Raw genomic sequence first — 25,814 nt, 5'->3', positions numbered from 1 at the left:
ACGCCGGAGGCTTATCATGCTGGACGCAACGACCGATCTGAAGTCAATTCTGAAGAACCCCGAATTGCTTGTAACCAAAGCCTATATCGGCGGTCAGTGGGTAGACGGTGACAATGGCACGTTCAAAGTCACAAACCCCGCTCGGGGCGATGTGGTCGCCGAGGTGGCAGACGTCAGCCGTGCTCAGGTCGCCGGAGCAATCGCACAGGCTGAAGCCGCGCAGAAAGAATGGGCAAAGCTGACCGGCAAGGAACGTGCAGCCATCCTGCGGCGCTGGTTCGATCTGATGATGGAAAACGCCGAGGACCTGGGCAAGATCCTGACCGCTGAACAGGGCAAGCCCCTGGCAGAGGCCATCGGTGAGATCGGCTATGGCGCGTCTTTCATCGAGTTCTTCGGTGAAGAGGCCAAGCGTGTCTATGGCGAGACCATTCCCGGCCATCAGCGCGACAAGCGGATCATGGTGATGAAACAGCCGATCGGCGTTGCGGCCTCGATCACGCCCTGGAATTTTCCCAATGCCATGATCACCCGCAAGGCAGGCCCGGCTTTGGCCGCCGGCTGCGCCTTTGTGGCGCGTCCGGCCACCGAAACGCCCCTGTCGGCGCTGGTACTTGCGCTGCTGGCGGAACAGGCCGGCGTGCCCGCGGGTGTGTTCAACGTGGTGCCCTCATCCCGGGCCAGTGAGATCGGCAAGGAGTTCTGCGAAAACCCCGGCGTGCGCAAGCTGACCTTTACCGGCTCGACCGAAGTGGGGCGCATCCTGCTGCGGCAGGCGGCAGATCAGGTCATGAAGTGTTCGATGGAGCTGGGCGGCAACGCGCCGTTCATCGTGTTCGACGATGCCGATCTGGATGCCGCCGTCGAAGGCGCGATGCTGTGCAAGTTCCGCAACAACGGTCAGACCTGCGTCTGCGCGAACAGAATCTATGTGCAGGCCGGTGTCTATGACGCGTTCGCGGCCAAACTGAAAGCGGCAGTGGAAGCGCTGAAAATCGGCGACGGTTTGACCGAAGGCACCACCACCGGCCCGCTGATCAATGCCGACGCGGTCGCCAAAGTCGAAGAACATATCAAGGACGTGACCGACAAGGGCGGCGCGGTTCTGACAGGCGGCCTGCCCCATGATCTGGGCGGTACGTTCTTCCAGCCAACCATCGTGACCGGCGTGACTCAGGACATGCTGGTGGCGCAGGACGAAACCTTCGGCCCGCTGGCCCCGCTGTTCAAGTTCGAAGACGAAGACGACGTGATCGCCATGGCCAATGACACGATTTTTGGTCTGGCCTCGTATTTCTATGCCAAGGACCTGAGCCGCGTCTACAAGGTGGCCGAAGCGCTGGAATACGGCATCGTCGGCGTGAACACCGGCATCATCTCGACCGAGCTGGGCCCGTTCGGCGGCGTCAAGCAATCCGGTCTGGGCCGCGAAGGCAGCCATCACGGCATGGAAGACTATCTGGAGATGAAATACGTCTGCATGTCGGTCTGATCCAATACGGTCTCTGTCCCATTGCGGCGGGCAGAGACCCCGCATCCGGAAACGCGATCGCGTCGTTGTAAAAACAAGTGTATAGCGGCGGCCCAGTCGACGGTGACACGGCTAGTCTGCGGATTTGTCGCGGATTTGTTCGATTGCGCGGGCCGCGAACTTTCCCTGCAACGAACCGTCCACCATCGCTTCCAGCGCGGGCAATGCAGACGACGCCGCGCCACCTATTTTCCCCAATGCAATTGCTGCCTCTTTCCGGACAAACACCGACGGGCTTTCAAGAAGCGCGATCAATTCCGGCACCGCTGGCTCTGCCTCGGGACCAAACAGGGCCAGTGATTGGGCTGCCGTCCTCTGATCTTTGGCATCCCCCCGTGACAGATCTGCCCTCAGACTTGCTATGGTTTTTTCCGGAGGCAACGCCGCCAGACGAAGCCCATCGTTCAGCCGGGCGTTCAGATGCTGGTTTTCTCCAACCCAGTGGATGATAAAAAGGTAATTCTGAACAGCGTCCTGTATGACACCGGCATGCTTGCCCTTTTGCCATCGGTCGATGATGGCCCTGCCCGCACGGCGATCTCCATTCAGGGCCAGAACCGAGGCTGCAAATGGCATCAGCTCGGTTGCCTGAGGGTTTCTGTTCAACTCTTTCTCGATCACATCTGCTGCGCCCGTCAGGTCATTCAATGCGTACAGAGCCGCCGCTTCAAACAGCGCGTAGTGGCTGGGATAATTGGGATCCAGCCGGGTCGCGGCCTGCACAAAGGCCAGTCCTTCCTCGGGCTCACCCGCTGCAATCAAGGCCCATCCCATCGTCAGATGCGCCTCGGGGTCACTGGGTTGCAGCGCAATGGCTTTCGCCGCTTCTCGTCTGGCGTCTTCCGTCCCCCGGCCTACCCCTTCGGCACTGTTCCAATCCGGAAGACTGAGACTGACAATAGCCCGGATAACGTGCACCAGGGCGGTGTCCTGCTCTATCACATCCCGGTAATACTTGAAAAACAGGCCAATGTGCATTTGCGCGCCTGACCCTGCGAACCCATTCCAATGATGAAAGATGTGCGGTCGCAAATGCGCCAGGGCAAGCGTCGCCCAGGCACGCCCATAATCCGGGTCCAGTTCCACGGCCTTTTCAAAATGGGGAATTGCCGCAAGGTTGTCCTGTTCGTTGAACTGCGAATACAACTCCCACCCGCGTTGGAAGGCTTCGCGTGCTGCAATGGTCTGGGTTTCCACGCTTTCGATGGCCTGCCGGCTTTGAGGGTCGAGTGGAAGATCCAGCTCCTGAGCAATTGCGAGAACAATGGTTTTCTGCACTTCAAAGATGTCATCAATCGCGCCATCAAACCTGTCCGCCCAGATCAATCGCCCGCTCAATGTGTCGGTCAGGCGAATATTGATCCGGAAATCTTCATCCGCACGTCGCACGCTGCCGTCAACGACGTATCGAACCCCCAGCTCTTCGGCAAAACGTGCGATATCTATGTTTCTGTCGCGGTATGCGAAGGATGAGTTGCCCGCGATGACGAACAAACCGGATATTCGGGACAAGTCCGTGATCAAATCCTCAGAGATACCGTTGATCAGCATGTCCTTGGACGCGCCATCGGTGTAATTCGCAATCGGCAACACTGCGATGGAAGGTAGATCCGGCAAGGGGTAAACCATCTGCGCCTCTGAGGCACGCAATTGGCCGGTCTTCCACGGTTTCGTCAGAAAAAGCCCAACGACCGCCAACATCACCAATAGAGCCGACAGTGGCAGCCAGCGGGATTTCCTCTTCGTGCGGCTTTTTCGCGGGGAAGGCAAAGTTTCCGCTTCCACGCGAAAGGCCTGAACCGGGTCTGCGATGTTCTTGACGTTCTGTGGCCCGATCGGGGCAAAACCATAGGGCACTTTGTTGCGCGCATAATCGACGATGGATTGTGAAACAATGATACCACCGGGATCTGCCAGTGCCTCGAGCCGCGCGGCAACGTTCACGCCGTCGCCAAGGATGTCATCCCCGTTCGAAACCACATCGCCGACATTCAGTCCGATCCGAAGCGTTATGACGCTATCCTGATCGGTTCCCGCATTTCTCTTTGCAAGCTCGGCCTGAATTTCCACGGCGGCATGAACCGCATCGACGGCGCTGCGAAATTCGATCACAAAGCTGTCTCCAGCAGTGTTCGCGATACGTCCTGAATGCCGGGCGATCGCCGGCTCTATGACTTCGCTGCGGATCAGGCGAAGTCTTGCGATGGTACCTTCTTCGTCCAGACCAACCAATCTTGAGTAGCCGGCGATGTCGGCTGCCAGGATAGCTGCTAGTCGACGTTTTGGTCGGCTTTCCATAATACCCAAGACTATCAGGCGGATAATTTGCTGGGAACCAATTTTCGCGCATGCCCAAAACACAACGCCCCGCGTCTGGAGGAACGCGGGGCGTGTGATGCGGCAGCCCGGGAGGAGTGGACTGCCGCGGGATAGTCAGAAGCCTCAGTTCACGGCTTTGGCGTCCACCACATCCTTTTCGATGGCTTTGGCCGAGGTGATCTCGATCCGGCGCGGTTTCAGGGCCTCTGGAACCTCGCGCTTCAGTTCGATGTTCAGCATACCGTTTTCGTGGCTCGCACCGGTGACGCGGACATGATCCGCCAGGGCAAACCGACGCTCGAACGCGCGGGTGGCGATGCCACGGTGCAGATAGGTGCGCTCTTTGTCTTCAGCGGCTTTCTTGCCTGACACGACAAGTGAATTCTCTTTCACTTCTACGGTCAGGTCGTTTTCCGAAAAACCGGCAACGGCCACCGAAATTCGGTAGGTGTCGACATCGGTTTTTTCGATGTTGTAAGGTGGATAGCTGGGCTGGGCGCCATCGTTGGTCAGAACGCGATCCATCATGTCGGCGATCTGGTCAAAGCCAATGGTGGCGCGGTGCAGCGGTGCAAAATCAAACGTACGCATGTGTCATATCCTCATTCTTGAGCGATTTGTGATCAGTGCCCTCGCATCGGACGGGCAATATCAAACACCGGACCCCGTTCAGGCGGTCCGATACTCATCACATGGGTAGCGATTTCGCCGAGTTCAACCCCCGCCGGAACGGATGAATTTGGCACCGGATTCTGACTTGCCGGACCCGACCTGCAACCGTCGGATCGACGCCTTGGGCCGAGGTGCGTCGCGCCGCATGATGGCCTTGAGTTCTGCGACTATCCCGCCAAGCTCCATACCAAACCCCACCTTTCTGCGGCCGTTTGTCCCTACCGCCGAAACCACGGACAGGATCTGCCAGCGCGCACCGTTTTTCGCCAGAATTGCAGACCCCGAAGACCCGAACGTAATGTCGCAATCAAAGGTGATCAGCCCCTGCCTGCGGTCGATGATACGGCACGACCGTTCTCGGGTGATCGCCTCGGACCGGCCCCGCCCATACGAGGCAATGCTGATCTCGTTGCCCGGAACACGGCCGCTGTGCAGCGCAAAGGGGTCGGCGACCGAATACGGGATAGGCTCATTCAGTCGCATCAGTGCGACGTCCAACTGAACACCTTCGTGCGAAAGCGGGTTCTGCGAACCATAGCTGGGATGAACCGCGATTTGCGTGACCTGACGTTCGGCCAAGGCGTTGCCGTTGCTGAGGCCTGCACGAAACGTGATGTCTTCGGGCACGTAAGTCTTCCCGGTACGACGATCCACCGCACAATGGGCCGCGGTCAGTACCATGTCCTGCGCGATCAACGTGCCGGTGCAATACGAGGCGTCGCGGACATCCAGCCGTCCGACAGCCTCCCAACCCAAAAGATCCTCTCGGTCAGTCAGCATACGCTTGTTGGATTGCGCATGCGGTGCTGTCGCCAGGACGCTCAGGCCCAATAACAGGCTCCAGAAGACTCTCATCATGGTCGAATGAACCTTGCGCCTATGTTCTTGTTCGCTCCCGATCCGGACGAGGAAAGCCCAAATCCCCGCCCCGCAGAAAGTTCGTCACGCAGCAATTGCAGCGAATGCTCAACCGCGGTTCCGATTGCAACACTCTGGCCGTCCATGCTGGCCTTGGCCGCTACCACCGATACGATCTGAGGGCGCGCGCCCGCGAAGGAAAAAACCGGTGCCCCCGAAGACCCGAAATCAACATCACAAGACATGACCAAAACGCCGGCCTGCCGGTTCATGACCGAGCAGACCTGTTGCAGAGACGGAGCTTCTGACCGGTCATGCGCATAAGACACGACGCCGACTTCAGCGCCACGTTTGGGCTGATCGCCCGACTCAAATGGAATGACGGCTGTATTGCGGATCGGCTGCCACAGCTCGATCAAGGCCACGTCCGCGCTTACCCGGTCGGCCGTTGAATCGACGCCATATTGGTAATCCGGATGGATCACAGCCTGGCGCGCGGTCCGATAGGCCAACGCACGTCCCAAACGCCACCCGGCCAGAAACTCGATATCCGCGGGGTTGATCCGTTGACCGGATCTCTTGTCGAACAGACAATGCGCCGCAGTCAGTACAAGCGTCGGCGACACCAGCGTTCCGGTGCAAAACCCTGCCCCGGCGATATCCAACCGCCCGACAGCCATCCACTCGCGCCCGGAATCCGACGTATCCAGGCTTTCCAGCCCGGTGTCCTGCGCCGTGGCCGCCAATGGCAAGACACAGAGCACGATCGCCTTGATCCAGTTGCGCACGCGGTTCTCCGAGACTCACTTCGAAGCTTTTGTCCTACGTGCCGCGTTGGGCGAAAATAGGGCGGTCAGGCACCAAAGGAATTTCCCTGGAAAATGATGCGCGCTGGCATCAGCACGATTCACCGCAGGACGGGAACGGCGTTCCCTGCTCTGTGCAAGGCCGGTGGCTTTGGCCCGCCCGTCGCCCAGTCCAGCAACTCTACCGTATGAACAATCGGCAGTTGCGTAGCAGAACCGATCTGCATCATGCACCCGATATTGCCGGCGGCAATGATATCAGGCTTTTTCGCCTCAAGTGTTCTGACTTTTCGCTGTTTCAACTGGCCCGATATTTCCGGCTGCATCAGGTTGTACGTTCCCGCGCTACCGCAGCACAAATGACTGTCGGCGGGTTCGACAACCGAGAAACCCGCGTGTTTCAGCAAATCTTTGGGATAGGATTTGATCTTCTGCCCATGCTGCAATGAGCAGGCCGCATGGTAGGCGACGGTCAGGTTTTGGTTTTCCCCCGTCGGCAGATCCAACTTGATCAGAAGTTCACTGATATCCATGGCGATTGCAGACACACGCGCCGCATCTTCGGCTAGCGGGTCATTGCGAAACATGTGTCCGTAATCTTTCACGGTGGTGCCACAGCCGGAGGTATTGATGACTATGGCGTCCAACCCATCACCGTCCATTTCCCGTTTCCAGGCTCTGATATTGGCTTTTGCCGCCATATGACTGTCTTGCACCTTGCCCATGTGATGGGTCAAAGCTCCGCAACACCCGGCACCATCGGCGATCACGACCTCGCACCCCAATCGAGTCAGCAGGCGGATCGTGGCGTCATTGATATCGGTGTTCAGCGCCCTTTGCGCGCAGCCCGTCATCAGCGCCACCCGCATTTTTCGTTCGCCGCCGGGCGCAAAACTCTGCGGATCATCGTTGCGGCTGACAGGCGGGATATGCTTGGGCGCCATGTCCAACATCGCGCGCAGCCGGGCATCAGGCATCAGGAACCGGAAAGGGCGGCCCAGCCTGGCCCCGATCAGGGCCCAACGGAATCGCATGGGATAGGGCAGGATCTGCGCCAGAACCAAACGCAACGCACGATCCGTCAGCGGGCGCTTGTAGTTGGCCTCGATGTATTCGCGCGCATGATCGACCAGATGCATATAGTGCACGCCTGACGGGCAGGTGGTCATGCAGGCCAGACAGGACAGGCAGCGGTCGATGTGCTTTACCGTCTTTTCGTCGGGCACACGCTCGTTTTCCAGCATGTCCTTGATCAGGTAGATGCGCCCACGCGGACTGTCGAGCTCATCTCCCAGCACCTGATATGTCGGGCACGTGGCCGTGCAAAATCCGCAATGGACGCAGTTGCGCAGAATCTCGTTCGAGCGCTGGATTGCCGGGTCTTGCAATTGCTTTTCCGTGAATTTTGTCTGCATCGCCCTATCCCATCAGTCCTGGGTTGAACAAACCGCGCGGATCAAATTTCGCACGCAAGCCCTTTGTCAGAGCCGATATTGATGTGGGTTCCGGATGAAATCGCCCCAGTTTTCTGATTGTTTCGCAGTCGGATCGTACCAAAGTGGCATGACCTGAAAACGCACCAAGCCGGGCACGCACATCCGTGCCGGCCGGGACCCGCAGCCAGACAAGACCACCGCCCCAGTCAAACAGCGCTTGATCCGCTTCGGCGCGCGCCGAAATCTCCGCCGCGTCACCCGGTTTTACCGAAAGCCTCCAGACGTCCCCCTCCTTGCCCTGAAATGGGTGAACGTCACGTATTCCAGCCCAAAGCGCGTCGGACTTGCTTTCCTCAGCAACGTCCCCAAAACCTTCCAACTCAGCTGTCAATCTGCTTGTCCGATATGCAACCGAATCCACAAAACCTTCGACCCTAATCAAGGCTTTTTGAAGATTTGGGTCATATGCCGCGCCCGTCACCTCAAATGGAGATTTCAGTGCTGCCGAAAGAACCCGCACAGCAACGCCGATGTCTGAGACTGCAACGGAAAGGGTTGAACTTCGCTCCGGCTTGGGCAGCACCTTCAACGACACCTCGGTCAGAACGCCCAAAGTGCCCCAAGACCCACCCATCAGCTTGACCAGATCGTAGCCGGTGACGTTCTTCATCACCCGCCCGCCGTTCCTGATCACCTGCCCGCGCCCGTCGACGAAGCGCACTCCTAAAAGATAATCCCGGCACGCCCCGGCCTGAATCCGCCGCGGGCCCGAGATGTTGGCCGCCACAACACCGCCAATCGTCGGCTCACCCCGAGTCTCCAGCAAACCCCGGTGATCCATCGGTTCAAAGGCCAGTTTTTGCCCTTCCCCATCCAACGCCGCCTCAATCTCAGCCAGCGGTGTACCCGCCTTTGCCACAAGTGTCAGCGCCCCGGGTTCATAGAGGGTAATACCGCTCAGCCCGGATACCTTCAGTTCGGGCTCCCTCCCGGTCACACCGCGCGTACCACCTCCGGCAATCCGCACCGGACCGCTCAGCCCGGCCACCAGTTCGGCCAATTCAGCTTCCGTCTCAGGTCTCATTTGCTTCATCTTTTCCAAAATACTCCGGGGGCAAGGGGGCAGAGCCCCCTTACTCCGCCGCAATGCGCCGCGCCCGAGACACATCCAAAGGGAAAACTTTCGCAGGATTCAGCAGCCACTTGGGGTCGAACACATCTTTGACCGCCATCTGCGCCTCAAGATCGACAGGGGCATATTGATGCGACATGAGATCCCTCTTCTCGATGCCCACGCCATGCTCACCGGTCAGACAACCGCCTTCGTCCACGCATAGTTTCAGAATTTCGGCCCCAAATGCCTCGCATTTTTCCAGATCACCCGGTTTGTTGGCATCGAAAAGGATCAGCGGATGCATGTTCCCGTCACCTGCGTGAAAAACGTTCCCGACAGGCAGACCGAATTCTTCACTCAATTCGCCGATGCGGCGCAGCACCGTCGGCAGGGCCGACACCGGGATCGTACCGTCCAGGCACATGTAATCGTTCAACTGCCCCATGGCGCCGAAGGCCGATTTCCGACCAAGCCAGATTTTTGCGCTTTCTTCGGCCGACTGGCTTTCTCGCAGTTCGACCGGGTTGTGGCGTTTGGCGATCTCGATGATTTTCGATAGTTGATGGTCGATTTCCGCTTCCGACCCTTCCACTTCGACAATCAACAGCGCATGGCAGTCGGGGTATCCGGCATGCGCAAAGTTTTCGCATGCTTTTATGCACAGCGTGTCCATGAACTCGATCGCAACCGGCAGAATACCCGATTTGATAATGTCCGAGACACACCGGCCCGCCACTTCGTTGTCGTCGAACCCCATCAGAACCGGCCGGGCGCCTTCGGGTCTGCGCAGAACGCGCAGTGTCGCTTCGGTCACCACGCCCAACTGACCTTCCGAGCCGCAAATGACGCCCAACAGGTCCAGCCCGGGCGCATCCAGATGCGCGCCGCCGATCTCGACGACACTGCCATCCATCATCACCATGGTCACGCCCAGAAGGTTGTTCGTTGTCACACCATATTTCAGGCAATGGGCACCACCTGAATTCATCGCGATATTGCCGGCGATGGCACAGGCCAGTTGCGAAGACGGATCCGGCGCATAGAAGAAGTCTTCTTCCTCGACCGCACCGGTGACGCTCAGATTTGTACGCCCCGTCTGCACCCTGATGAAACGGTTGTCGTAGTCAACTTCCAGCACCTCATTCATCCGCGCGACGCCCAGAATGACGCAATCGGCCGTCGGCAACGCCCCGCCGGCCAGCGACGTACCCGCACCGCGCGGCACGACCGGCACGCCTTCTTCATGGCAAATGCGCAAAACGTCCGAGACTTCCTGCGTGCTCGACGGCAGCACGGCCAGCATCGGAGGGCATTTGTAAGCCGTCAGGGCATCGCATTCATAGGCTCGGGTTTCAACCGGATCATGGATAATTGCCGTATCTGGCAGAACCCGCGACAGCCGCGAAACGATCGCGCCTTTCCGGTTCAGTACGTCCGGGCTTGGCTTTGGCATTTCCATGGCGTCCCTCCCTTTGGTAAAATAATATTACCAATTTACCGCACTGGCAAGTTCCGATCTCCGGTCGTACTGTCGCGCCATGACCTGGATCGAACGTGCCGCCCTGTTTTCCCCTCTGGATTATGCTGCCATGGCAATATTGCTGGGTGCGTGGCTGTGGATCGGATGGAAGATCGAACACCCGTCACCACAAAAGCCGTCCGTCGCCCTTGTGATGGACGGCTACCGCCGCGGCTGGATGCACGAAATGGTCACACGCCAGCCACGCATGTTCGACGCTCAGGTCGTGGCCGCCATGCGTCAAGGCAGTACCTTTTTCGCCTCAACCACGATGATTGCCATCGGGGGTGGCCTGGCCCTGTTGGGCAATACCGAGCGATTGGCCGGGGTGGCTACGGATCTTGCCATCGGCAGCGCTCCGGCGATGGTCTGGGAAATCAAGATACTTGTCGTCGTCCTGCTGCTGGCCAATGCTTTTCTGAAATACGTCTGGGCACATCGTCTTTTTGGCTACTGCGCCGTGTTGATGGCCTCGGTCCCCAACGACCCCGAAGACCCGAACGCCTATCCTCGGGCCGGTCAGGCGGCCGAGATCTGCGTGACCGCCGCCCGAAGCTTCAACCGTGGTCTCCGCGCCACCTATTTCGCCCTTGCTTCGCTGGCATGGTTTCTTGGGCCGATGGCATTGGTGTTGGGCACGATGATCACATTCGGTGTCCTGTATCGCCGCGAATTTGCATCGCAGTCCCGCGCGATCCTCATGGCCCAAACCTCAAACACAGAGACGTGATCCCCATGCGCCGCGTTAAACCGTACGTTCGATCCATGCGATATGTGATTCTCAGTGCCCTTCTGGCTGCCCCTGCCCTTGCCGACCCGCCGACAGTCGAGCAGGTCCGCGCCAGTGCCACAGGTGACACATGGCGGTTCGACGTGACGATCCGGCATCCCGATACAGGCTGGGATCATTACGCCGACGGCTGGCGCGTTTTGGACATGGACGGGAATGAGCTGGGAATGCGGGTGCTGCACCATCCGCATGAGACCGAGCAGCCTTTTACCCGCTCACTTGGTGGCGTGGTCATTCCGGAAAGCGTTTCGCAGGTGCAGATTCAGGCGCAGTGCAATGTGGATGGCTGGAATGAAGACACCACATTGGTCAAATTGGACTGACCTTCAGAATATCCCCATGGCAAGACCCGCAGCCAGCGCGGAACCGATCTCGCGACACCGATCCAGTTCATCTTCCGGAATGGCTTTCCGGGCCAAAATGGCCTCGGGCGTTTGTGCTTGGGTGCAGATGATCAACGGAGGCTGAACCTCTTTCAACCGCCAGCCAGTGGCAATCCGGGCAATCTGGCGGGCGGCATTCTGTCCGTCCGATCCGGCGCAAATCATCTGCGCATAAGGGCGACCTTCGATCTTTCCCAGCACCGGGTAATAGCAGCGGTCGAAAAACTCCTTCATCAGGCCCGAAATCGCCGCCAGATTTTCTGGCGCGCAGAAGATGTAGCCGTCGGCGGCCAGTACATCTACAGGCCCGGCCTGATCCGCGGGAACGAGTTTCGTGTTCGCCTCACCCCGCGCTGCTTCAGCCGCCGCTTCGGCCATCTGCCGGGCACCGCCAGTGCGCGAGTGGTAAACGATCAGAAGCTGCGCCATGTCAGACCCGGTGATAGGGACCGCCCGACAGAATGGTCGCGGCCCGATACAGTTGCTCGGCCAGCATCACACGGACCAGCATATGAGGCCAGACCATCGACCCGAACGAGAGGGAAAAGTCGGCTTCTGCCCGCAAAGCAGGGTCTATTCCGTCGGCCCCGCCGATGATCAGCGCCAGATCCTGCCGCCCCGCATCGCGCCAACCACCCAGTTTCCTGGCAAAATCGGGCGAAGACATCACGCGCCCGCGCTCGTCCAGCGTACAGATCACCGCGCCCTTGGGCAGCGCCTTGCGCAGCAACGCGGCTTCGGCCCCCATGCCTGCGTTTTTCTTGTCTTCAACCTCGATCACCTTCGCAGGACCAAGACCCAGGCCACGGCCGGTCCGGTCAAAGCGGGTCAGGTAATCATCAAGCAGGGATTTCTCCGGTCCGGCGCGCAATCGCCCGACCGCAACTATGCTGATACGCATATCTCTCTCGCCTCCGGCCCCTCAATACGGGCCGGGATGGCGCCTCAGTTCGCCGAGGCGCTGCCGCCCTGAGGCAGCCACATCTTTTCCAGCTGGTAGAATTCGCGCACTTCGGGGCGGAAGATATGGACGATCACGTCGCCCGTATCGATCAGCACCCAGTCGCCGGCATCCTTGCCTTCGACCTTCGAGGTGAAACCGAATTCCTGCTTGATGCGATCCGTCAGTTTTTCCGCCATGGCCGAGACCTGACGGGTCGACCGACCCGAAGCAATCACCATGTGATCCGCGACAGACGACTTGCCTTGCAGGTTGATCTGCACGACGTCTTCGGCCTTGTCATCGGAAAGTGAGGAAAGGATACGCTCAAGCAGCTTGTCGCTGATTGACTGAGAGCGGGCCATTACACCGGCCCCGTCTTCGGCGGGCAAACCCGCCTGTGTATGTAGAGACAGGACATAGTCCTCCTTTGCTGCGCGCCGCCAAACCCCGGCGCCGGGGTACTAATAAGGTAACAAGGGGAATGCAACATTTCAATGAAAGCGCGTCCGGCCCCGTCCACAGGTGATCACTCTTCTGCGATTTGTTGCATGTTTGCGTTTTCGGGCAAAATCCGAACCTCGCGCTGCGGGAAGGGGATCGAGATGCCTTCGTCCTGAAACGCATCCCATAGCGCAAGATAGACATTACCCCTAATATTGGTCAGCCCCTTGGTCGGATCGCTGATCCAGAACCGCAGAACGTAATCCACGCTGCTGTCACCAAAGCCGGTGATATGGCAAACCGGTTCATGTTTTCCGCCACTCAGCACGCGGGTCACCGCCTTTACAGCCCGGATCGCCGTTGCACGCACTTTGTGGGGATCATCCTCATAGCTGGTGCCGAAATCCAGATCCAACCGTACGAATTTGTCGGAATGCGACCAGTTGACCACCTGGTTGGTAATCAGGTCCTCGTTCGGGATCAGGTATTCCCGCCCGTCCCGCGTGACGACCGAGACATAGCGTGCGCCCAGCGCGTTGATCCAACCGAACGTGTCACCCAGCGAGATCACGTCGCCCGGCTTGATCGACCGGTCCATCAGGATGATGATCCCCGAGATCAGGTTCGACACCACTTTTTGAAGGCCGAACCCGATGCCCACTCCGATTGCGCCCGACAGCAGCGCTATGCCGGTCAGATCGAAGCCCAGCGTGCGGATCGCGGCCAGAAAGACCGCACCGTACAGCAGCACCTGAATTCCCTTGGCCAACAACACCTGCATGGACGGGGTGATGTCGTCATTGCTCTGCAAGCCACGCTCGGCCGCGCGGGTGCCGATGCGGGCCAGCGTCAACAGGACTCCGATCAGCAGGATGGCCTTGAGAATGCCCAGCACAGAAATGTGCAGGTCCCCGACGGAAATCGCGACCCCATCGAGGAATTCGGCCACGTCATCCGTCAGATTCAACGCAACAAGCGTTGCATAGACCCACATTGCCCACTTGAATATCCGGCGCAGCGTCCGGTTGCGGACAAGCCTCGCGACCAATGCGATAGCCAGCCACGCAGTTGCCAGAGTTGCAATGATCCCAATGAGGTAACTGCGCGAAGGCCAGGTGACATGCTGCATAACCTGATACAGGAACCAGGACAGCAGCACGAAATAGACCAGTGTCAGCCGCTGCATCATCTGCACCATGATGCGAAGCCGCCATTTCGGCCATCCGGTGCGGGCACGCGTCCAGGCATCCCATCGCGGCTGTGTCAGAGTTTTCAGAAGGAAAGCCAGCGCCCAAAGGAAAAGGATGATGATCAACTGATACTGCCGCCAGCCCGGCGTAATCACCAACTCGATCAGTTCCTGAAATTCCGAAGAGAACCCCGCGACCATGTTGTTGTAAAGGTCAGACAGTGAGCCGGGGATCAGATCTTGGTTCATGCGCGCCTCCTGCACCGCAGCTTGGACAGCAACGCCGGGCGTTGCAAGCCTGACACCGGTTTTGAACCTTGATTGCAGCAAGGGCGCAGTATATCTGGACCGCATGAGACTCAATGTGGCCCAAGAACAGAATCTGGAAGACCGCGCGCGTCTGCGCGAACGGTTCTTTGGGGCTGCCCGCACGGTCCTGGCACGCCTACCCGTCGCCTGAGCCAACTCGCCAGCCATTTCTCATTACACACGGGAGAGGACCGATGTCCCCCAAAACACTCTATGACAAGATCTGGGATGCCCATGTCGCGCACGAAGCCGATGATGGCACCTGCCTGCTGTATATCGACCGCCATCTGGTGCACGAAGTCACCAGCCCGCAGGCCTTCGAAGGTCTGCGCATGGCGGGCCGCAAGGTGCGCGCACCGGAAAAGACAATCGCCGTACCGGACCACAACGTACCCACCACACCGGACCGGGTGAACGGTATTGAAAACCCCGAATCGCGCATTCAGGTCGAAGCACTGGACAAGAACGCCCGGGATTTCGGCATTCACTATTACCCGGTGAATGACGTCCGCCAGGGCATCGTGCACATCGTCGGCCCCGAACAAGGCTGGACCCTGCCGGGCATGACTGTCGTCTGCGGCGACAGCCATACCGCCACGCACGGCGCCTTCGGCGCATTGGCCCACGGCATCGGCACGTCCGAGGTCGAACACGTTCTGGCCACGCAGACACTGATCCAGAAGAAATCCAAGAACATGAAGGTGGAAATCACCGGCAAATTGCAGCCGGGCGTGACCGCCAAGGACATCACCCTGGCCGTGATCGGCAAGACCGGCACTGCTGGCGGCACCGGCTATGTCATCGAGTATTGCGGCGAAGCCATCCGCAACCTGTCGATGGAAGGCCGCATGACCGTCTGCAACATGGCCATCGAAGGCGGCGCACGCGCGGGGCTGATCGCACCGGATGAAACCACGTTCGAATATGTCAAAGGCCGTCCGCATGCGCCCAAGGGCGCGCAGTGGGAGGCCGCTCTGAACTGGTGGAAAACGCTCTATACCGATGAAGACGCGCATTTCGACAAGGTCATCACCCTGCGTGGCGAAGACATCGCGCCCGTCGTCACCTGGGGCACCAGCCCCGAGGATGTTCTGCCGATCACGGCAACCGTGCCGCACCCCGAGGATTTCGAAGGCGGCAAGGTCGAGGCGGCCCGCCGGTCAATCGAGTACATGGGTCTGAAAGCCGGTCAGAAGCTGAGCGATGTCGAAATCGACACCGTCTTTATCGGGTCCTGCACCAACGGACGTATTGAAGACCTGCGTGCCGCGGCCGAGATCCTGAAAGGCAAGAAGATCAAGGACGGTATGCGCGCCATGGTCGTGCCCGGCTCGGGGCTGGTCCGCGCTCAGGCCGAAGAAGAAGGCCTGGCCGACATCTTCAAAGAGGCCGGATTCGAATGGCGTCTGGCAGGCTGTTCGATGTGTCTGGCGATGAACCCGGACCAGTTGCAACCGGGTGAACGTTGTGCCGCCACCTCGAACCGTAACTTCGAGGGCCGTCAGGGTCGCGGCGGGCGCACACACCTGCTGAGCCCGGCAATGGCTGCCGCAGCGGCAATCACGGGACGGCTGACAGACGTCCGTGAATTGATGTAAGCTGCCCTCATATCTAGATATTTGAGGGATTGAAGACATGAGTGACTGGATTAAATGGCTCCTGTTGGGGCTTCTATCGATAGCGTTCGGCATCTTTGCGCTGGGCAATGCGATTGCGGCTTCGCTTGCCGTAACGGTCGTGACCGGTGCGCTACTGCTGATTGCGGGCGCGTTGCAGGTGGTCGGCGGTTTCACCGTCGAAGGCACCGGCAACAAGATTCTGTCACTCATCATGGGCGCGGTCATGCTGTTCCTGGGCTGGTCCTTTCTGGATCACCCGCTACAGGGAACGCTGACGCTGGCGACCGTGATGCTGATCCTGTTCATGGCGGGCGGCATCGCACGGGTCATTCTGTCGTTCCAGATGAAAGGAACACAGTTTTTCTGGCCCACGATGATCTCGGGCATCTTGTCGATCATCCTCGCAGGTATCATCTGGTCTTACGCAAGCAGCGAACCCGCCGCCTTGCTGAGCCTTCTGGGTATCCTGCTGGGAATCGAGATGCTGTTCAACGGGTTCGGATTGGTGTTCATGGCGCTCTTCTTGAAAAACGTACCCAAGGACGAAACAACCAAAGCGAAAGAAGCTTAATCGCAGGACACGGGCGCGGCCCTCTCCTGCAGGAGTGTAGACATGGAAAAGTTTGAAAAAGTCCACGGGGTGGCCGCCCCGATGCCATTGATCAACATCGACACTGATATGATCATCCCCAAAGTGCATCTGAAAACCATCAAACGGTCCGGCCTTGGCGTCGTGCTGTTTGATGAAATGCGCTATCATGATGACGGGCAGGAGAATGAAGAATTCGTCCTGAACAAGCCCGCCTATCGCGAGGCCGAAATTCTGGTCGCCGGCGACAATTTCGGCTGCGGCTCGTCACGCGAACACGCGCCATGGGCGATCAAGGATTTCGGCATCAAGGTCGTGATCTCGACCAGCTTTGCCGACATCTTTTTCAACAACTGCTTCAAGAACGGCATCCTGCCGATCGTGGTCGAAGAAGAACATCACGCGATCCTGATGGAAGACGCCCATAAGGGTGAGAACGCCCGCATGACCGTGCACCTGGAAGATCAGCAGATCACCACTTCGGACGGGGTCGTGATCGAATTCGACATCGACCCGCACCGCAAGCACTGTCTGCTGAACGGTCTGGACGACATCGGTCTGACCATGGAGAAAAATCACCACATCGACAAATTCGAGGATCACGCAAGTCAGGCCCGCCCCTGGGTGTAAGGCCCGAGCCGATTCTTTGGACATACAACCTAACGGGGTCGCCAAGGCGGCCCCGCTCTCATTCTTGGGGTTGATTTTCACAGAACCACAACATCTTGATCTCACTTTGAGATACACGTCGGATTTGCGTCGAAAATGATGCAATCCCGCACCAGTTGCGCCATCATTTTGCCCGAAATCACGTGTTTTCTGCACCCTGTCTTGAGCGAAATGCCGCTTATCGTCCATGTTGGCGCTAAAGAGGCATCCGTCAAAACTCGAGACGATGGGAACAAGTTGGAATGTAAGTCGGCGAAGATCGGCTTATCCGGTTTGAAAAAGGGTTCGGATAGTGATTGCGCGCACAACAGGGGCGGCGATACGCGGAATACTTGTGGCACTGATGGTGCTGACACCCGCGTTGTACCTGCCTGTATCATCGACGAACGGGACCGAGATTCTGGTCTTCCTCGCGATTCTCGCGTTCATCCTGACGTTCGCCGAGTACAATTCCGCCTTTCCCAGCTTTATTGAATTTCGCGATGCTCCACCGGTGAACCGCCTGCGATTTGTCGGGTTGATGTCGATGGTCACCTTTCTGACGCTGGTTTGCAAAAACGCCTATGAACCGACTGAACTGACCACGTTTGCCTACGCTGTGGGTCTGGCCGTCGCGAATGTCGCGGACTTCCCCTATTCCCCGGTTCGGTTGATCGTGCTGATGCTCCCCTTGGATGCGGGCCAGCCATTGATCGAACTGGTTCGGATCGCAGCCAGCGTAGCCTACGTCGCTGCTTTGGTCACCGTCGCCAGCTTTGCCTATGCGGTCAAGGTGCGTGGCTGGCCCACGGGCAATGGCGCCTTCAACGTGTGGACCAATCTACCGCTGTTTGATCCCACCAAGGGCGGCGATGTTGTTACCCGCCTGCAACGTGACGGACGCCTGAATATCTGTATTGGTGTTCTGCTTCCCTTCGTCATCCCCGCTGTCATCAAGCTCATGAGCAGCGTTGTCGCCCCGATCTCGCTGAGCAATCCGCAGACGCTGATCTGGACCATGTGCGCCTGGGCCTTCCTGCCCGCCAGCATGATCATGCGCGGCATGGCGACGCTTCGCATCGCAGGTCTGATCGTGGAAAAGCGCCGCGCCTATTCGACAAGCGAGACAACGCAGGCCGCATGATCCGCGCCCTTGCTTTGCTGCTGCTGCCTTTCTCGGCACAGGCAGAGGTTTATCGCATCGCCACCTACAACACTGAACTCAGCAGAAACGGCCCCGGCCTGCTGCTGCGCGACATTCAGCGGGATGATGCGCAGGTTGCCGCTGTCGTCGAGGTCATTTCCGCCGCGCGACCTGATGTCATAGCCCTGCAAGGCATCGACTGGGATCTGGAAGGCGCAGCCCTGAGCGCCCTGTCCGAAAAACTGCGCGATGCCGGTCTGGATTTCCCCTATCACTTTTCCGCCCGACCAAATGCAGGGCTGGAAACACCGCTGGATCTGGACGGAGATGGCCAAACGCAAGGTCCCGGCGACGCGCAGGGCTGGGGAAAGTTCACCGGCCACGGAGGGGTGGCGGTGTTGTCCCGTTTCGAAATCCTGACCGATGACGTTCAGGATTACACCGATCTGCGGTGGAAAGACCTGCCTGGGGCCACTTTACCAAGCAAAAACGGCCTTCCCTTCCCGTCTGAAGCTGCGCACGACATTCAGCGCCTGTCCTCGACCGTGCATTGGGTGCTTCCGATCGAAACCCCGAATGGGCGTTTCAGCCTGATGACCTTTCACGCTGCCCCACCGGTTTTTGACGGCCCCGAAGATCGCAATGGTCTGCGCAACAGGGATGAGATTCGCCTGTGGTCGGTTTTGCTGAATGGCGGTCTGGGGCCAGTTCCTCAAAGCCCCTTCGTGATAGCTGCCGACGCCAACCTCGACCCGACCCGCGGAGAAGGCCACAAGCAGGCCATTCGCGCGCTTTTGACCGATCCCCAGGTGCAGGACCCGATGCCAAAGGACCCATCGGGTTCATCAGCAACAGTCGAATGGAAAGCCACCGGGGAAATGCGCGTTGACTATGTGTTGCCGTCCAGTGATCTGCAAATCTTGGAAACCGGCATTGTCTGGCCCGTGGAAGGTGACACGCTGTACGACAGTGCCCGACGCGCCAGCAGGCATCGACTGGTCTGGGTTGACATAACCCTACCCTAGAACCTCGCCCCTGTTCCCGGTTGTTGGCGATGAAGCGGCCCGTTGGGGCGGAATGGCGGAACGCAAGGCATCCTCCAAATTCGTTTTGGGAAACGAGCCCAGCAATTCTTTCACATAGCCGCCATCCAGTTGATGCGGCACGTGCCAGAGGTACCGCATCTCGATCAAATGAGGGGCCATGCGCCAGAATGGGCGGGCCAATTGCAATGGCCACCATTTCATGCGCCGCACTGCAACCGTCCGGCCGGTGACATGCGAAAGCGATTGAGCGATCTGCGTCCCGGTCAAAGTATACCCTTCAAATGGAACATCGCAGTATCGGGGGAGGTCTTCGCGAATCTCAGCCAGCGCGACGGCGGCGCGGGCCAGATCAGGCAGAAAGGCCCAAGCGTGCGGCGCCTCCGGATCACCGGGATAAACGAACCGACCGCGCGACAAACGCTTGATCATGACCTGATCGAACCAGTTTCCGGATGCATTGGTGTCAATGAAATCCCCGGCACGCAAAAGGATGGTGCGCACGGTCGACGCGCGATAGGCCTCTTCCATGTCGATCCGGACCCGACCCAGAGGATTGGTGGCCCGATGCGGCGTCCCGCCCGACCATGGACCCGGCGTATCTTCGCCAAATACGTAGACATTGCCCGGCACAATCACGGTCGCCCCCGTATCTGAGGCCGCATCTATCACCCGCTTGGTCAGCACAGGCACATCGCGCGCCCAATCGGGATAGGGCGGGTTCCATCCGTTCACGATGACGTCCACGCCGCGCGCCGCCTGTGACAGCGAATCGGACCTGCGGTCAAATTCTGTCACGTCCCAGCCCGCGTGCCTGAATGCCTGTGCTGCATTGCGTCCAAAGCGACCTGATGCGCCCAATACCAGTGCTGATCGTGCCATGTCTGCCTCCTGACTGAGATCAATCTACCCATTCACTTCGCGCAAGGAATTGCCGCAGAACGCAGAACGTGTATTCATTTATGAATGGATAAAGCACTGACACATGCAGATTGGTCTCTGATCCAATGCTTTCTGGCCGTGGCCGAGACCGGATCGCTGTCTGCCGCCGCACGGCATCTCAATCGCAGCCAACCCACTTTGGGGCGACAGGTTCAAAATCTCGAGGACGAGCTGGGTGTCTCGCTTTTCGATCGCCACGCGCGCGGTCTGAAGCTCAGCGAAGCGGGTTCACAGCTTTTGCCGATGGCCCAGCAGATGCACAGCGCCATGACCGCGTTCAGTCTTGCCGCCGCGGGGCAATCGCAACAGCTTGAAGGCTCGGTGCGTATCACCGCATCGGTCTTTGCCTCGCATCACCTGCTGCCACCGATACTGGCGTCCATCCGCAAGCAGGAACCCACGATACAGCTTGAACTGGTGGCCACCGACACCACCGAGAATCTACTCTATCGCGAGGCGGATATCGCCGTGCGGATGTATCGCCCTGCGCAGGTAGATCTCATTTCCCGCTATCTCGGGGATGTGCCGCTGTGTTTTTGTGCCGCCAAGTCCTATCTGGACCGGAAGGGGCGCCCCAAGACGCCGGAAGAACTGTTTACGCATGACCTGGTGGGTTTTGACGCGAACCAGGAAATCATCAAGGCCATGCGTGAAAAGGGATGGCCCGCCAGCCGCGACAGCTTTGCCACCCGCTGTGACCTGCAAAGCGCCTATTGGGAACTGATCCGGGCGGGCTGTGGCATAGGCTTCAGTCAGGTACAGGTTGCCGAAGCCGACCCCGACGTGGAAATCCTGCCGCTGGATGTGGACATCCCGATTCTTCCGGTGTGGCTGGCCGCACCTCAGGCCATGCGCCAGACCCCACGCATTCGCAGGGTCTGGGATTTGTTGGCCGAAGGGCTCAAAGCCAGTCTCTGACGATCAAAGAGGGCCGGTATAAGTGCCGCGCGCGGGATAGTTGTTGCCCAATGTGAATTTCAAACCACCCGCAATATCCGCCATGGACGGGCGACCGAAAGGCGTGGTCTGTTGCCACGCATAGTACAGCGTCCGGTCGGGTGCGATGTAGAAATGCCCGGGCTCTGCGAACAGGGCCGGTTCGGCGCTGCCTTCGCGCTTGATCGAGATGTTCAGTCCCCAATCGTCGCGCGCAGCAGACAGCGGCAGGCTGTGACCCACACGCAGGCGCGACGCTTCGGCTTTGTCGGTGGTTTCCGCCGCGCGCTCGGCTGTATCGGTGGTGATCATGATGACCTCGACGCCCAGCGCCGCAAAGTCATCCAGCGCCGCTTCGACCTCGGCCATCTGCCTGATGCAGATCGGGCAATGCAGCCCGCGATATTGAATCACCAGCGTCCCGTTTTCGCCCTTGTCCACGTCAAGATCGAAGCTGCCATGGGCAACAGTATCGATTTTCAGCGCAGGAACCGGAATTCCAGGTGTCAGCATGTGAATTCCCTCTGATTTGGCAGGTTCGTCTCATTGACCCGATGCAACGCAGACGCTAGGCCCTGTGCAACAAAACGCAAGGAGACTGTCGATGTCCAACCCCTCGCTCCTCATCCTGCCCGGAGACGGAATTGGCCCGGAAGTTATGGCCGAAGTGCGCAGAATCATTGATTGGTTCGGCGCCAATCGCGGTCTTCAATTTGACGTGAGCGAGGACCTTGTCGGCGGTGCCGCCTATGATGCCCACGGCACGCCTCTGTCCGATGAGACGATGGCCAAGGCGCAGGAGGTCGACGCCGTTCTGCTGGGCGCCGTTGGCGGTCCGAAATACGACGATCTGGATTTCAGCCTCAAGCCCGAGCGCGGCCTGCTGCGCCTGCGCAAGGAAATGGACCTGTATTCGAACCTGCGCCCGGCCCAGTGCTTTGACGCGTTGGCCGATTTCTCGTCGTTGAAGAAAGACATCGTTGCCGGTCTGGATATCATGATCGTGCGCGAACTGACCTCGGGCGTCTATTTCGGTGAACCGCGCGGCATCTTCGAGGAAGGCAATGAGCGCGTTGGCATCAATACCCAGCGCTACACCGAATCCGAGATTGAACGCGCCGCGCGCTCGGCCTTTGAACTGGCGATGCGCCGGAACAAAAAGCTGTGCTCGATGGAAAAGGCCAACGTGATGGAATCGGGCATCCTGTGGCGCGAAGTCGTCAACCGCGTTTCCGCTGACTACCCCGAGGTCGAACTGAGCCATATGTACGCCGACAACGGTGCCATGCAGCTGGTGCGCGCACCCAAGCAGTTTGACGTGATCCTGACCGACAACCTGTTCGGCGACATCCTGTCGGACTGCGCCGCGATGCTGACCGGGTCTCTGGGTATGTTGCCGTCGGCGTCGCTGGGCGCGCCGATGGCCAATGGACGCCCCAAGGCGATGTACGAGCCCGTACACGGGTCGGCCCCCGATATCGCAGGTCAGGGCAAAGCCAACCCGATCGCCTGTATCCTCAGCTTTGCGATGGCTCTGCGCTACAGCTTTGATCAGGGCGAGGAAGCGGATCGGCTGGAAGCTGCGATCGAGAAAGTTCTGGCCGACGGCGTTCGCACCGGCGATCTGCTGGCGGATGAGGGCGTTCAGCCCGTGTCGACCAGCGAAATGGGCGACGCAATCCTGTCTGCATTGGACGCAAGCGTCTAAGCAACGAAACAAAGAAGAAAAGGCGGTGCCCGGTGCACCGCCTTTTTTTGTTCTGTCGTTTTCGAGTTTGCTTTAGTTGCCGCCGAAAATGTTCTTAAGCAGATTGTTGATGTCGTTGGCAAAACCTCCGCGCTTTCGGCGGGGCTGCGGCTGGGCGACCTGAACCGGTGGTTCCGGCGCCATCATCGGCAGGGGTGTGGGTGTCATCCCCTCGGTCACGCGCAGCATGGTTTCCTTCCAGATCTCGGCAGGCAACCCGCCCCCGGTTACGCCGGACAAAGGCGTGTTGTCATCATATCCCATCCAGACCCCGGCCACATAATCCGCCGTGAACCCGATGAACCACGCATCGCGTGCGGCCTGGGTCGTTCCGGTCTTGCCCGCCACCTGCCAGCCGGGCAATTTGGCCCGCCCGCCGGTTCCTTCAGAGACCACACGTTCCATCATCCAGGTCAGCTGTCTGGCAGCCTTTTCATTGATGACCCTCTCGCCAATACCGGTTGTCGTGACCATGACGGGTGTTTCGTCGCCCAGCAGTTTCAGTTCGGTCAGCCCATAAGGCTCAACCTGTGACCCGCCATTCAGGATGCCCGCATATGCGCCGGTCATCTCGATCAACGTGCTTTCAGAGGCACCAAGCGCCAGCGCGGGCCCCTGTGCCAGGTCGCTGGCAATCCCAAAGCCGCTGGCGACCGTCCGAACATTGTCCAGGCCGGAAATCTCGGCCACTTTCACCGCCGGTATGTTCAGCGAGTTTTTCAGCGCATCGGCCAAGGTCACCCGCCCATAATACTTGTTGGTATAGTTCTTGGGGCACCACTGGCCTGACCCCGGAATATCGACGCAATAGGGTTCATCCATCACCGTATCCAGCGGCGAATATCCCAGTTCCAGCGCGGTGGCGTAGACGAATGGCTTGAACGATGACCCTGTCTGTCGCAACGCCTGCGTCGCCCGGTTGAACGCCCCAGACACACGTGTCTTGCGCCCACCAACCATCGCGCGCACCGCACCGTCGGCCGACATCACCACAATGGCCGCCTGCGCCTTTGATCCTTCGCGGACTTTTTCCTGAAAGATGAATTTCAGCGCCTCTTCCGCAGAGGTCTGAATGCGCTGATCCAAAGTTGTCCGGATCACCACATCTTCGGTCGTGTTGCGGGTAAAGAACTCGGGCCCGCTGGCCATGACCCAATCCGCAAAATACCCCCCGGCCCGCGCAGCCGCCGCCTCGGACAGTTGGGCCGGGCGCGCCCGCGCTTCGCTGGCCTGCGCCGAGGTCAGATAGCCCTGATTCTCCATCAGACCGATTACAATGCGGGCCCGGTCCTGCGACCGTTGCAGATTGTTCGTCGGCGCATAGCGTGTGGGCGCAACCAACAGCCCGGCCAACATCGCTGCCTCGGCTGGCGAGACTTCGGCGGCGGACTTGCCAAAGTACCGCTGGCTTGCGGCCTCGAACCCGCGCGCACCAGCACCAAGGAAAGCCCGGTTCAGGTAGATCGTCAGAATTTCATCCTTGGAGTATTTCACCTCCATCGCAATTGCATAAATGGCCTCTTTGGCCTTGCGCCACAGTGATCCCTGACGGCAATCGGCTTCATAGGCGGCCTCTGATTCCCATTCAGCCGGATCATAAGGCACGCCCAGACACAGCAATTTGGCCGTTTGCTGCGTTATGGTCGACCCGCCATGCCCGGACAACGGGCCGCGCCCTTCGCTCAGGTTGATGCGCACGGCGCTTGCGACACCGCGCGGGCTGACCCCGAAATGGCGATAGAACCGTTTGTCCTCGGTCGCGATGACGGCGTTTTTCAGATGCGGCGACACCGTATCGGCCGTGATCACCCCGCCAAACTGGTCGCCGCGCCAGGCAAACACTTTGCCGTCGCGGTCCAGCAGCGTGACAGACCCGCGCGCACGGCCGTCCAACAAGGCATCCAACTCAGGCAACGAGGAATAGACGATACCCACCGCCAGGGCGATCAGGATGGCCACGACCGCTCCGACCCGCCAGGTCAGACCCCAGACCATCCGCCAGACCCAGCGGAAAAAACGACGCAGGATGCCGCCGCCTTTGCCCCCCGATCTCTTGCGTGTCTTTTTGCGCGCAGTTTTGCGTGTGGTGGTTTTGCGAGCCGTTGCCTTCTTGCCCGCCGGGCGCTTGGATGCCGACGGTTTACGACCCTTTGACGGGTACCTTTTGTCCGCAACCAATTTCGGCTTGCGTCGCTTGGACTCAGTCATGCTCAAACTCTGCCCGGTTTTTCTTTTGCGCCACCATACCCCGGTGATCCGAGTATGTAGAGGTCCGAATTTCCGAAAATTCCCCTCACAACACTGCCCTTTATTTAATCAGAGCACCCGAATTGTGCAAAAATTGTGCAATTTTCCGCCAATTGGCAGCCCTTTGACCCCCAAGAGCCGTTTCATACCACGATCCGTCGCGCATTTTTCTGCGGGTGCAAACAAACCGGCTCCACCGGAGAACCAGAGGGGAAAGACGTGAAACTGATCATTGCGACAATCAAGCCGTTCAAGCTGGAGGAGGTGCGCGAGGCACTGACCGAGGCCGGCGTGCGCGGCATGATGGTGACCGAGATCAAGGGCTTCGGCTCGCAATCCGGCCACACCGAAATCTATCGGGGGGCCGAATACGCGGTGAACTTCGTGCCCAAGATCAAGCTGGAAATCGTGGTGCCCGCCGCGATGACCGACCAGATCGTCGAGACCATCACCAAAACCGCCAAGACCGGCAAGATCGGCGACGGCAAGATTTTCGTCCTCGATGTCGAGCAGGCGCTGCGCGTGCGGACCGGGGAAACCAACGAGGACGCGCTGTAAAGCGCGCCCAATCACACTCATTCGAGGAAGA

Annotated in this window: 26 protein-coding genes; 12 read left to right on the top strand and 14 right to left on the bottom strand. The window is 59.2% G+C overall.

Annotation, left to right across the window (positions count from 1 at the left end; translation table 11 throughout):
- The first annotated feature begins 16 nt into the window (after window positions 1-16).
- The gene (locus NOR97_RS16060; protein ID WP_257599804.1) at window positions 17-1,492 is read left to right on the top strand and encodes an NAD-dependent succinate-semialdehyde dehydrogenase; all 1,476 of its coding nucleotides are present in this window, start codon (window positions 17-19) and stop codon (window positions 1,490-1,492) included.
- Between the two features lie 111 nt (window positions 1,493-1,603).
- Here the strand turns inward: NOR97_RS16060 and NOR97_RS16055 are convergent, their stop codons facing one another.
- From NOR97_RS16055 to NOR97_RS16025, 7 genes are all read right to left on the bottom strand, one after another.
- Window positions 1,604-3,829, bottom strand: coding sequence for a tetratricopeptide repeat protein (locus NOR97_RS16055; protein ID WP_257599803.1), 2,226 nt, complete (start codon window positions 3,827-3,829; stop codon window positions 1,604-1,606).
- A 144-nt stretch (window positions 3,830-3,973) separates the two neighbouring features.
- A complete protein-coding gene (locus NOR97_RS16050) occupies window positions 3,974-4,441 on the bottom strand; it encodes an Hsp20 family protein (protein WP_170345716.1) in 468 nt (155 codons plus the stop codon).
- 123 nt (window positions 4,442-4,564) lie between these two features.
- Window positions 4,565-5,380, bottom strand: a complete 816-nt coding sequence (locus tag NOR97_RS16045) for a serine protease (RefSeq protein ID WP_257599802.1) — start codon at window positions 5,378-5,380, stop codon at window positions 4,565-4,567.
- A complete protein-coding gene (locus tag NOR97_RS16040) occupies window positions 5,377-6,168 on the bottom strand; it encodes a serine protease (protein ID WP_170345718.1) in 792 nt (263 codons plus the stop codon). Before NOR97_RS16040 ends, NOR97_RS16045 begins: the two co-directional genes overlap by 4 nt.
- A 119-nt stretch (window positions 6,169-6,287) precedes the next feature.
- Window positions 6,288-7,601, bottom strand: coding sequence for a glycolate oxidase subunit GlcF (glcF, locus tag NOR97_RS16035; protein WP_257599801.1), 1,314 nt, complete (start codon window positions 7,599-7,601; stop codon window positions 6,288-6,290).
- A 4-nt stretch (window positions 7,602-7,605) separates the two neighbouring features.
- Window positions 7,606-8,706 (bottom strand): glycolate oxidase subunit GlcE, encoded by a 1,101-nt coding sequence (gene glcE / locus NOR97_RS16030; protein ID WP_257599800.1) that lies wholly within the window; start codon window positions 8,704-8,706, stop codon window positions 7,606-7,608.
- Window positions 8,707-8,755: 49 nt separating this feature from the next.
- Window positions 8,756-10,195, bottom strand: coding sequence for an FAD-linked oxidase C-terminal domain-containing protein (locus NOR97_RS16025; RefSeq protein WP_257599799.1), 1,440 nt, complete (start codon window positions 10,193-10,195; stop codon window positions 8,756-8,758).
- 79 nt (window positions 10,196-10,274) lie between these two features.
- Between NOR97_RS16025 and NOR97_RS16020 the strand changes: the two genes are divergently transcribed.
- Window positions 10,275-10,985 carry a DUF599 domain-containing protein gene (locus tag NOR97_RS16020; RefSeq protein WP_170345722.1) on the top strand — a complete coding sequence of 237 codons (711 nt, stop codon included), beginning with the start codon at window positions 10,275-10,277 and terminating at the stop codon, window positions 10,983-10,985.
- A 35-nt stretch (window positions 10,986-11,020) separates the two neighbouring features.
- Window positions 11,021-11,368, top strand: coding sequence for a hypothetical protein (locus tag NOR97_RS16015; protein WP_257599798.1), 348 nt, complete (start codon window positions 11,021-11,023; stop codon window positions 11,366-11,368).
- 3 nt (window positions 11,369-11,371) lie between these two features.
- Here NOR97_RS16015 and NOR97_RS16010 read toward each other — a convergent pair whose 3' ends face one another.
- From NOR97_RS16010 to NOR97_RS15995, 4 genes are all read right to left on the bottom strand, one after another.
- Window positions 11,372-11,857, bottom strand: a complete 486-nt coding sequence (locus NOR97_RS16010; protein WP_257599797.1) for a flavodoxin family protein — start codon at window positions 11,855-11,857, stop codon at window positions 11,372-11,374.
- 1 nt (window position 11,858) lies between these two features.
- Window positions 11,859-12,329 (bottom strand): 23S rRNA (pseudouridine(1915)-N(3))-methyltransferase RlmH, encoded by a 471-nt coding sequence (gene rlmH, locus NOR97_RS16005; RefSeq protein WP_257599796.1) that lies wholly within the window; start codon window positions 12,327-12,329, stop codon window positions 11,859-11,861.
- 44 nt (window positions 12,330-12,373) lie between these two features.
- A complete protein-coding gene (rsfS, locus tag NOR97_RS16000) occupies window positions 12,374-12,733 on the bottom strand; it encodes a ribosome silencing factor (protein WP_217358180.1) in 360 nt (119 codons plus the stop codon).
- A gap of 164 nt (window positions 12,734-12,897) precedes the next feature.
- Window positions 12,898-14,250, bottom strand: coding sequence for a mechanosensitive ion channel family protein (locus NOR97_RS15995; protein WP_257599795.1), 1,353 nt, complete (start codon window positions 14,248-14,250; stop codon window positions 12,898-12,900).
- Between the two features lie 115 nt (window positions 14,251-14,365).
- On the opposite strand from NOR97_RS15995, the gene NOR97_RS15990 reads away from it, so the two are divergent.
- From NOR97_RS15990 to NOR97_RS15965, 6 genes are all read left to right on the top strand, one after another.
- On the top strand, window positions 14,366-14,461 hold the full coding sequence (locus NOR97_RS15990; protein ID WP_224857982.1) for an isopropylmalate isomerase: 96 nt from the start codon (window positions 14,366-14,368) through the stop codon (window positions 14,459-14,461).
- A gap of 43 nt (window positions 14,462-14,504) precedes the next feature.
- Window positions 14,505-15,908, top strand: a complete 1,404-nt coding sequence (gene leuC / locus NOR97_RS15985) for a 3-isopropylmalate dehydratase large subunit (RefSeq protein WP_170345728.1) — start codon at window positions 14,505-14,507, stop codon at window positions 15,906-15,908.
- 37 nt (window positions 15,909-15,945) lie between these two features.
- The gene (locus NOR97_RS15980; RefSeq protein ID WP_170345729.1) at window positions 15,946-16,500 is read left to right on the top strand and encodes an HdeD family acid-resistance protein; all 555 of its coding nucleotides are present in this window, start codon (window positions 15,946-15,948) and stop codon (window positions 16,498-16,500) included.
- 42 nt (window positions 16,501-16,542) lie between these two features.
- Window positions 16,543-17,148, top strand: a complete 606-nt coding sequence (leuD, locus tag NOR97_RS15975; RefSeq protein WP_170345730.1) for a 3-isopropylmalate dehydratase small subunit — start codon at window positions 16,543-16,545, stop codon at window positions 17,146-17,148.
- A 331-nt stretch (window positions 17,149-17,479) separates the two neighbouring features.
- Window positions 17,480-18,310 carry a hypothetical protein gene (locus tag NOR97_RS15970; RefSeq protein WP_170345731.1) on the top strand — a complete coding sequence of 277 codons (831 nt, stop codon included), beginning with the start codon at window positions 17,480-17,482 and terminating at the stop codon, window positions 18,308-18,310.
- Window positions 18,307-19,335 (top strand): endonuclease/exonuclease/phosphatase family protein, encoded by a 1,029-nt coding sequence (locus NOR97_RS15965; protein ID WP_257599794.1) that lies wholly within the window; start codon window positions 18,307-18,309, stop codon window positions 19,333-19,335. Before NOR97_RS15970 ends, NOR97_RS15965 begins: the two co-directional genes overlap by 4 nt.
- On the opposite strand, the gene NOR97_RS15960 is transcribed toward NOR97_RS15965, so the two are convergent.
- Entirely contained in the window at window positions 19,327-20,235 is a 909-nt protein-coding gene (locus NOR97_RS15960) for an epimerase (RefSeq protein ID WP_257599793.1), read from the bottom strand. The genes NOR97_RS15965 and NOR97_RS15960 overlap by 9 nt on opposite strands.
- Before the next feature lie 84 nt (window positions 20,236-20,319).
- Between NOR97_RS15960 and NOR97_RS15955 the strand changes: the two genes are divergently transcribed.
- Complete coding sequence (locus NOR97_RS15955) at window positions 20,320-21,213, top strand: LysR family transcriptional regulator (RefSeq protein ID WP_170345734.1); 894 nt, start codon at window positions 20,320-20,322, stop codon at window positions 21,211-21,213.
- A gap of 3 nt (window positions 21,214-21,216) precedes the next feature.
- Here the strand turns inward: NOR97_RS15955 and NOR97_RS15950 are convergent, their stop codons facing one another.
- Window positions 21,217-21,744, bottom strand: a complete 528-nt coding sequence (locus NOR97_RS15950) for a redoxin domain-containing protein (RefSeq protein WP_257599792.1) — start codon at window positions 21,742-21,744, stop codon at window positions 21,217-21,219.
- A gap of 91 nt (window positions 21,745-21,835) precedes the next feature.
- Between NOR97_RS15950 and leuB the strand changes: the two genes are divergently transcribed.
- Window positions 21,836-22,939 carry a 3-isopropylmalate dehydrogenase gene (gene leuB, locus NOR97_RS15945; protein WP_170345736.1) on the top strand — a complete coding sequence of 368 codons (1,104 nt, stop codon included), beginning with the start codon at window positions 21,836-21,838 and terminating at the stop codon, window positions 22,937-22,939.
- A gap of 72 nt (window positions 22,940-23,011) precedes the next feature.
- On the opposite strand, the gene NOR97_RS15940 is transcribed toward leuB, so the two are convergent.
- Entirely contained in the window at window positions 23,012-25,186 is a 2,175-nt protein-coding gene (locus NOR97_RS15940) for a transglycosylase domain-containing protein (RefSeq protein WP_257599791.1), read from the bottom strand.
- Between the two features lie 258 nt (window positions 25,187-25,444).
- Between NOR97_RS15940 and NOR97_RS15935 the strand changes: the two genes are divergently transcribed.
- Window positions 25,445-25,783, top strand: coding sequence for a P-II family nitrogen regulator (locus NOR97_RS15935; protein WP_170345738.1), 339 nt, complete (start codon window positions 25,445-25,447; stop codon window positions 25,781-25,783).
- Window positions 25,784-25,814 lie beyond the last annotated feature (31 nt).

It is taken from the genome of Ruegeria sp. YS9, from assembly GCF_024628725.1.
GTDB lineage: Bacteria > Pseudomonadota > Alphaproteobacteria > Rhodobacterales > Rhodobacteraceae > Ruegeria > Ruegeria atlantica_C.
The sequence above is the reverse complement of the archived record's forward strand: the minus strand, read 5'-3'. Positions and strand labels throughout refer to the sequence as shown.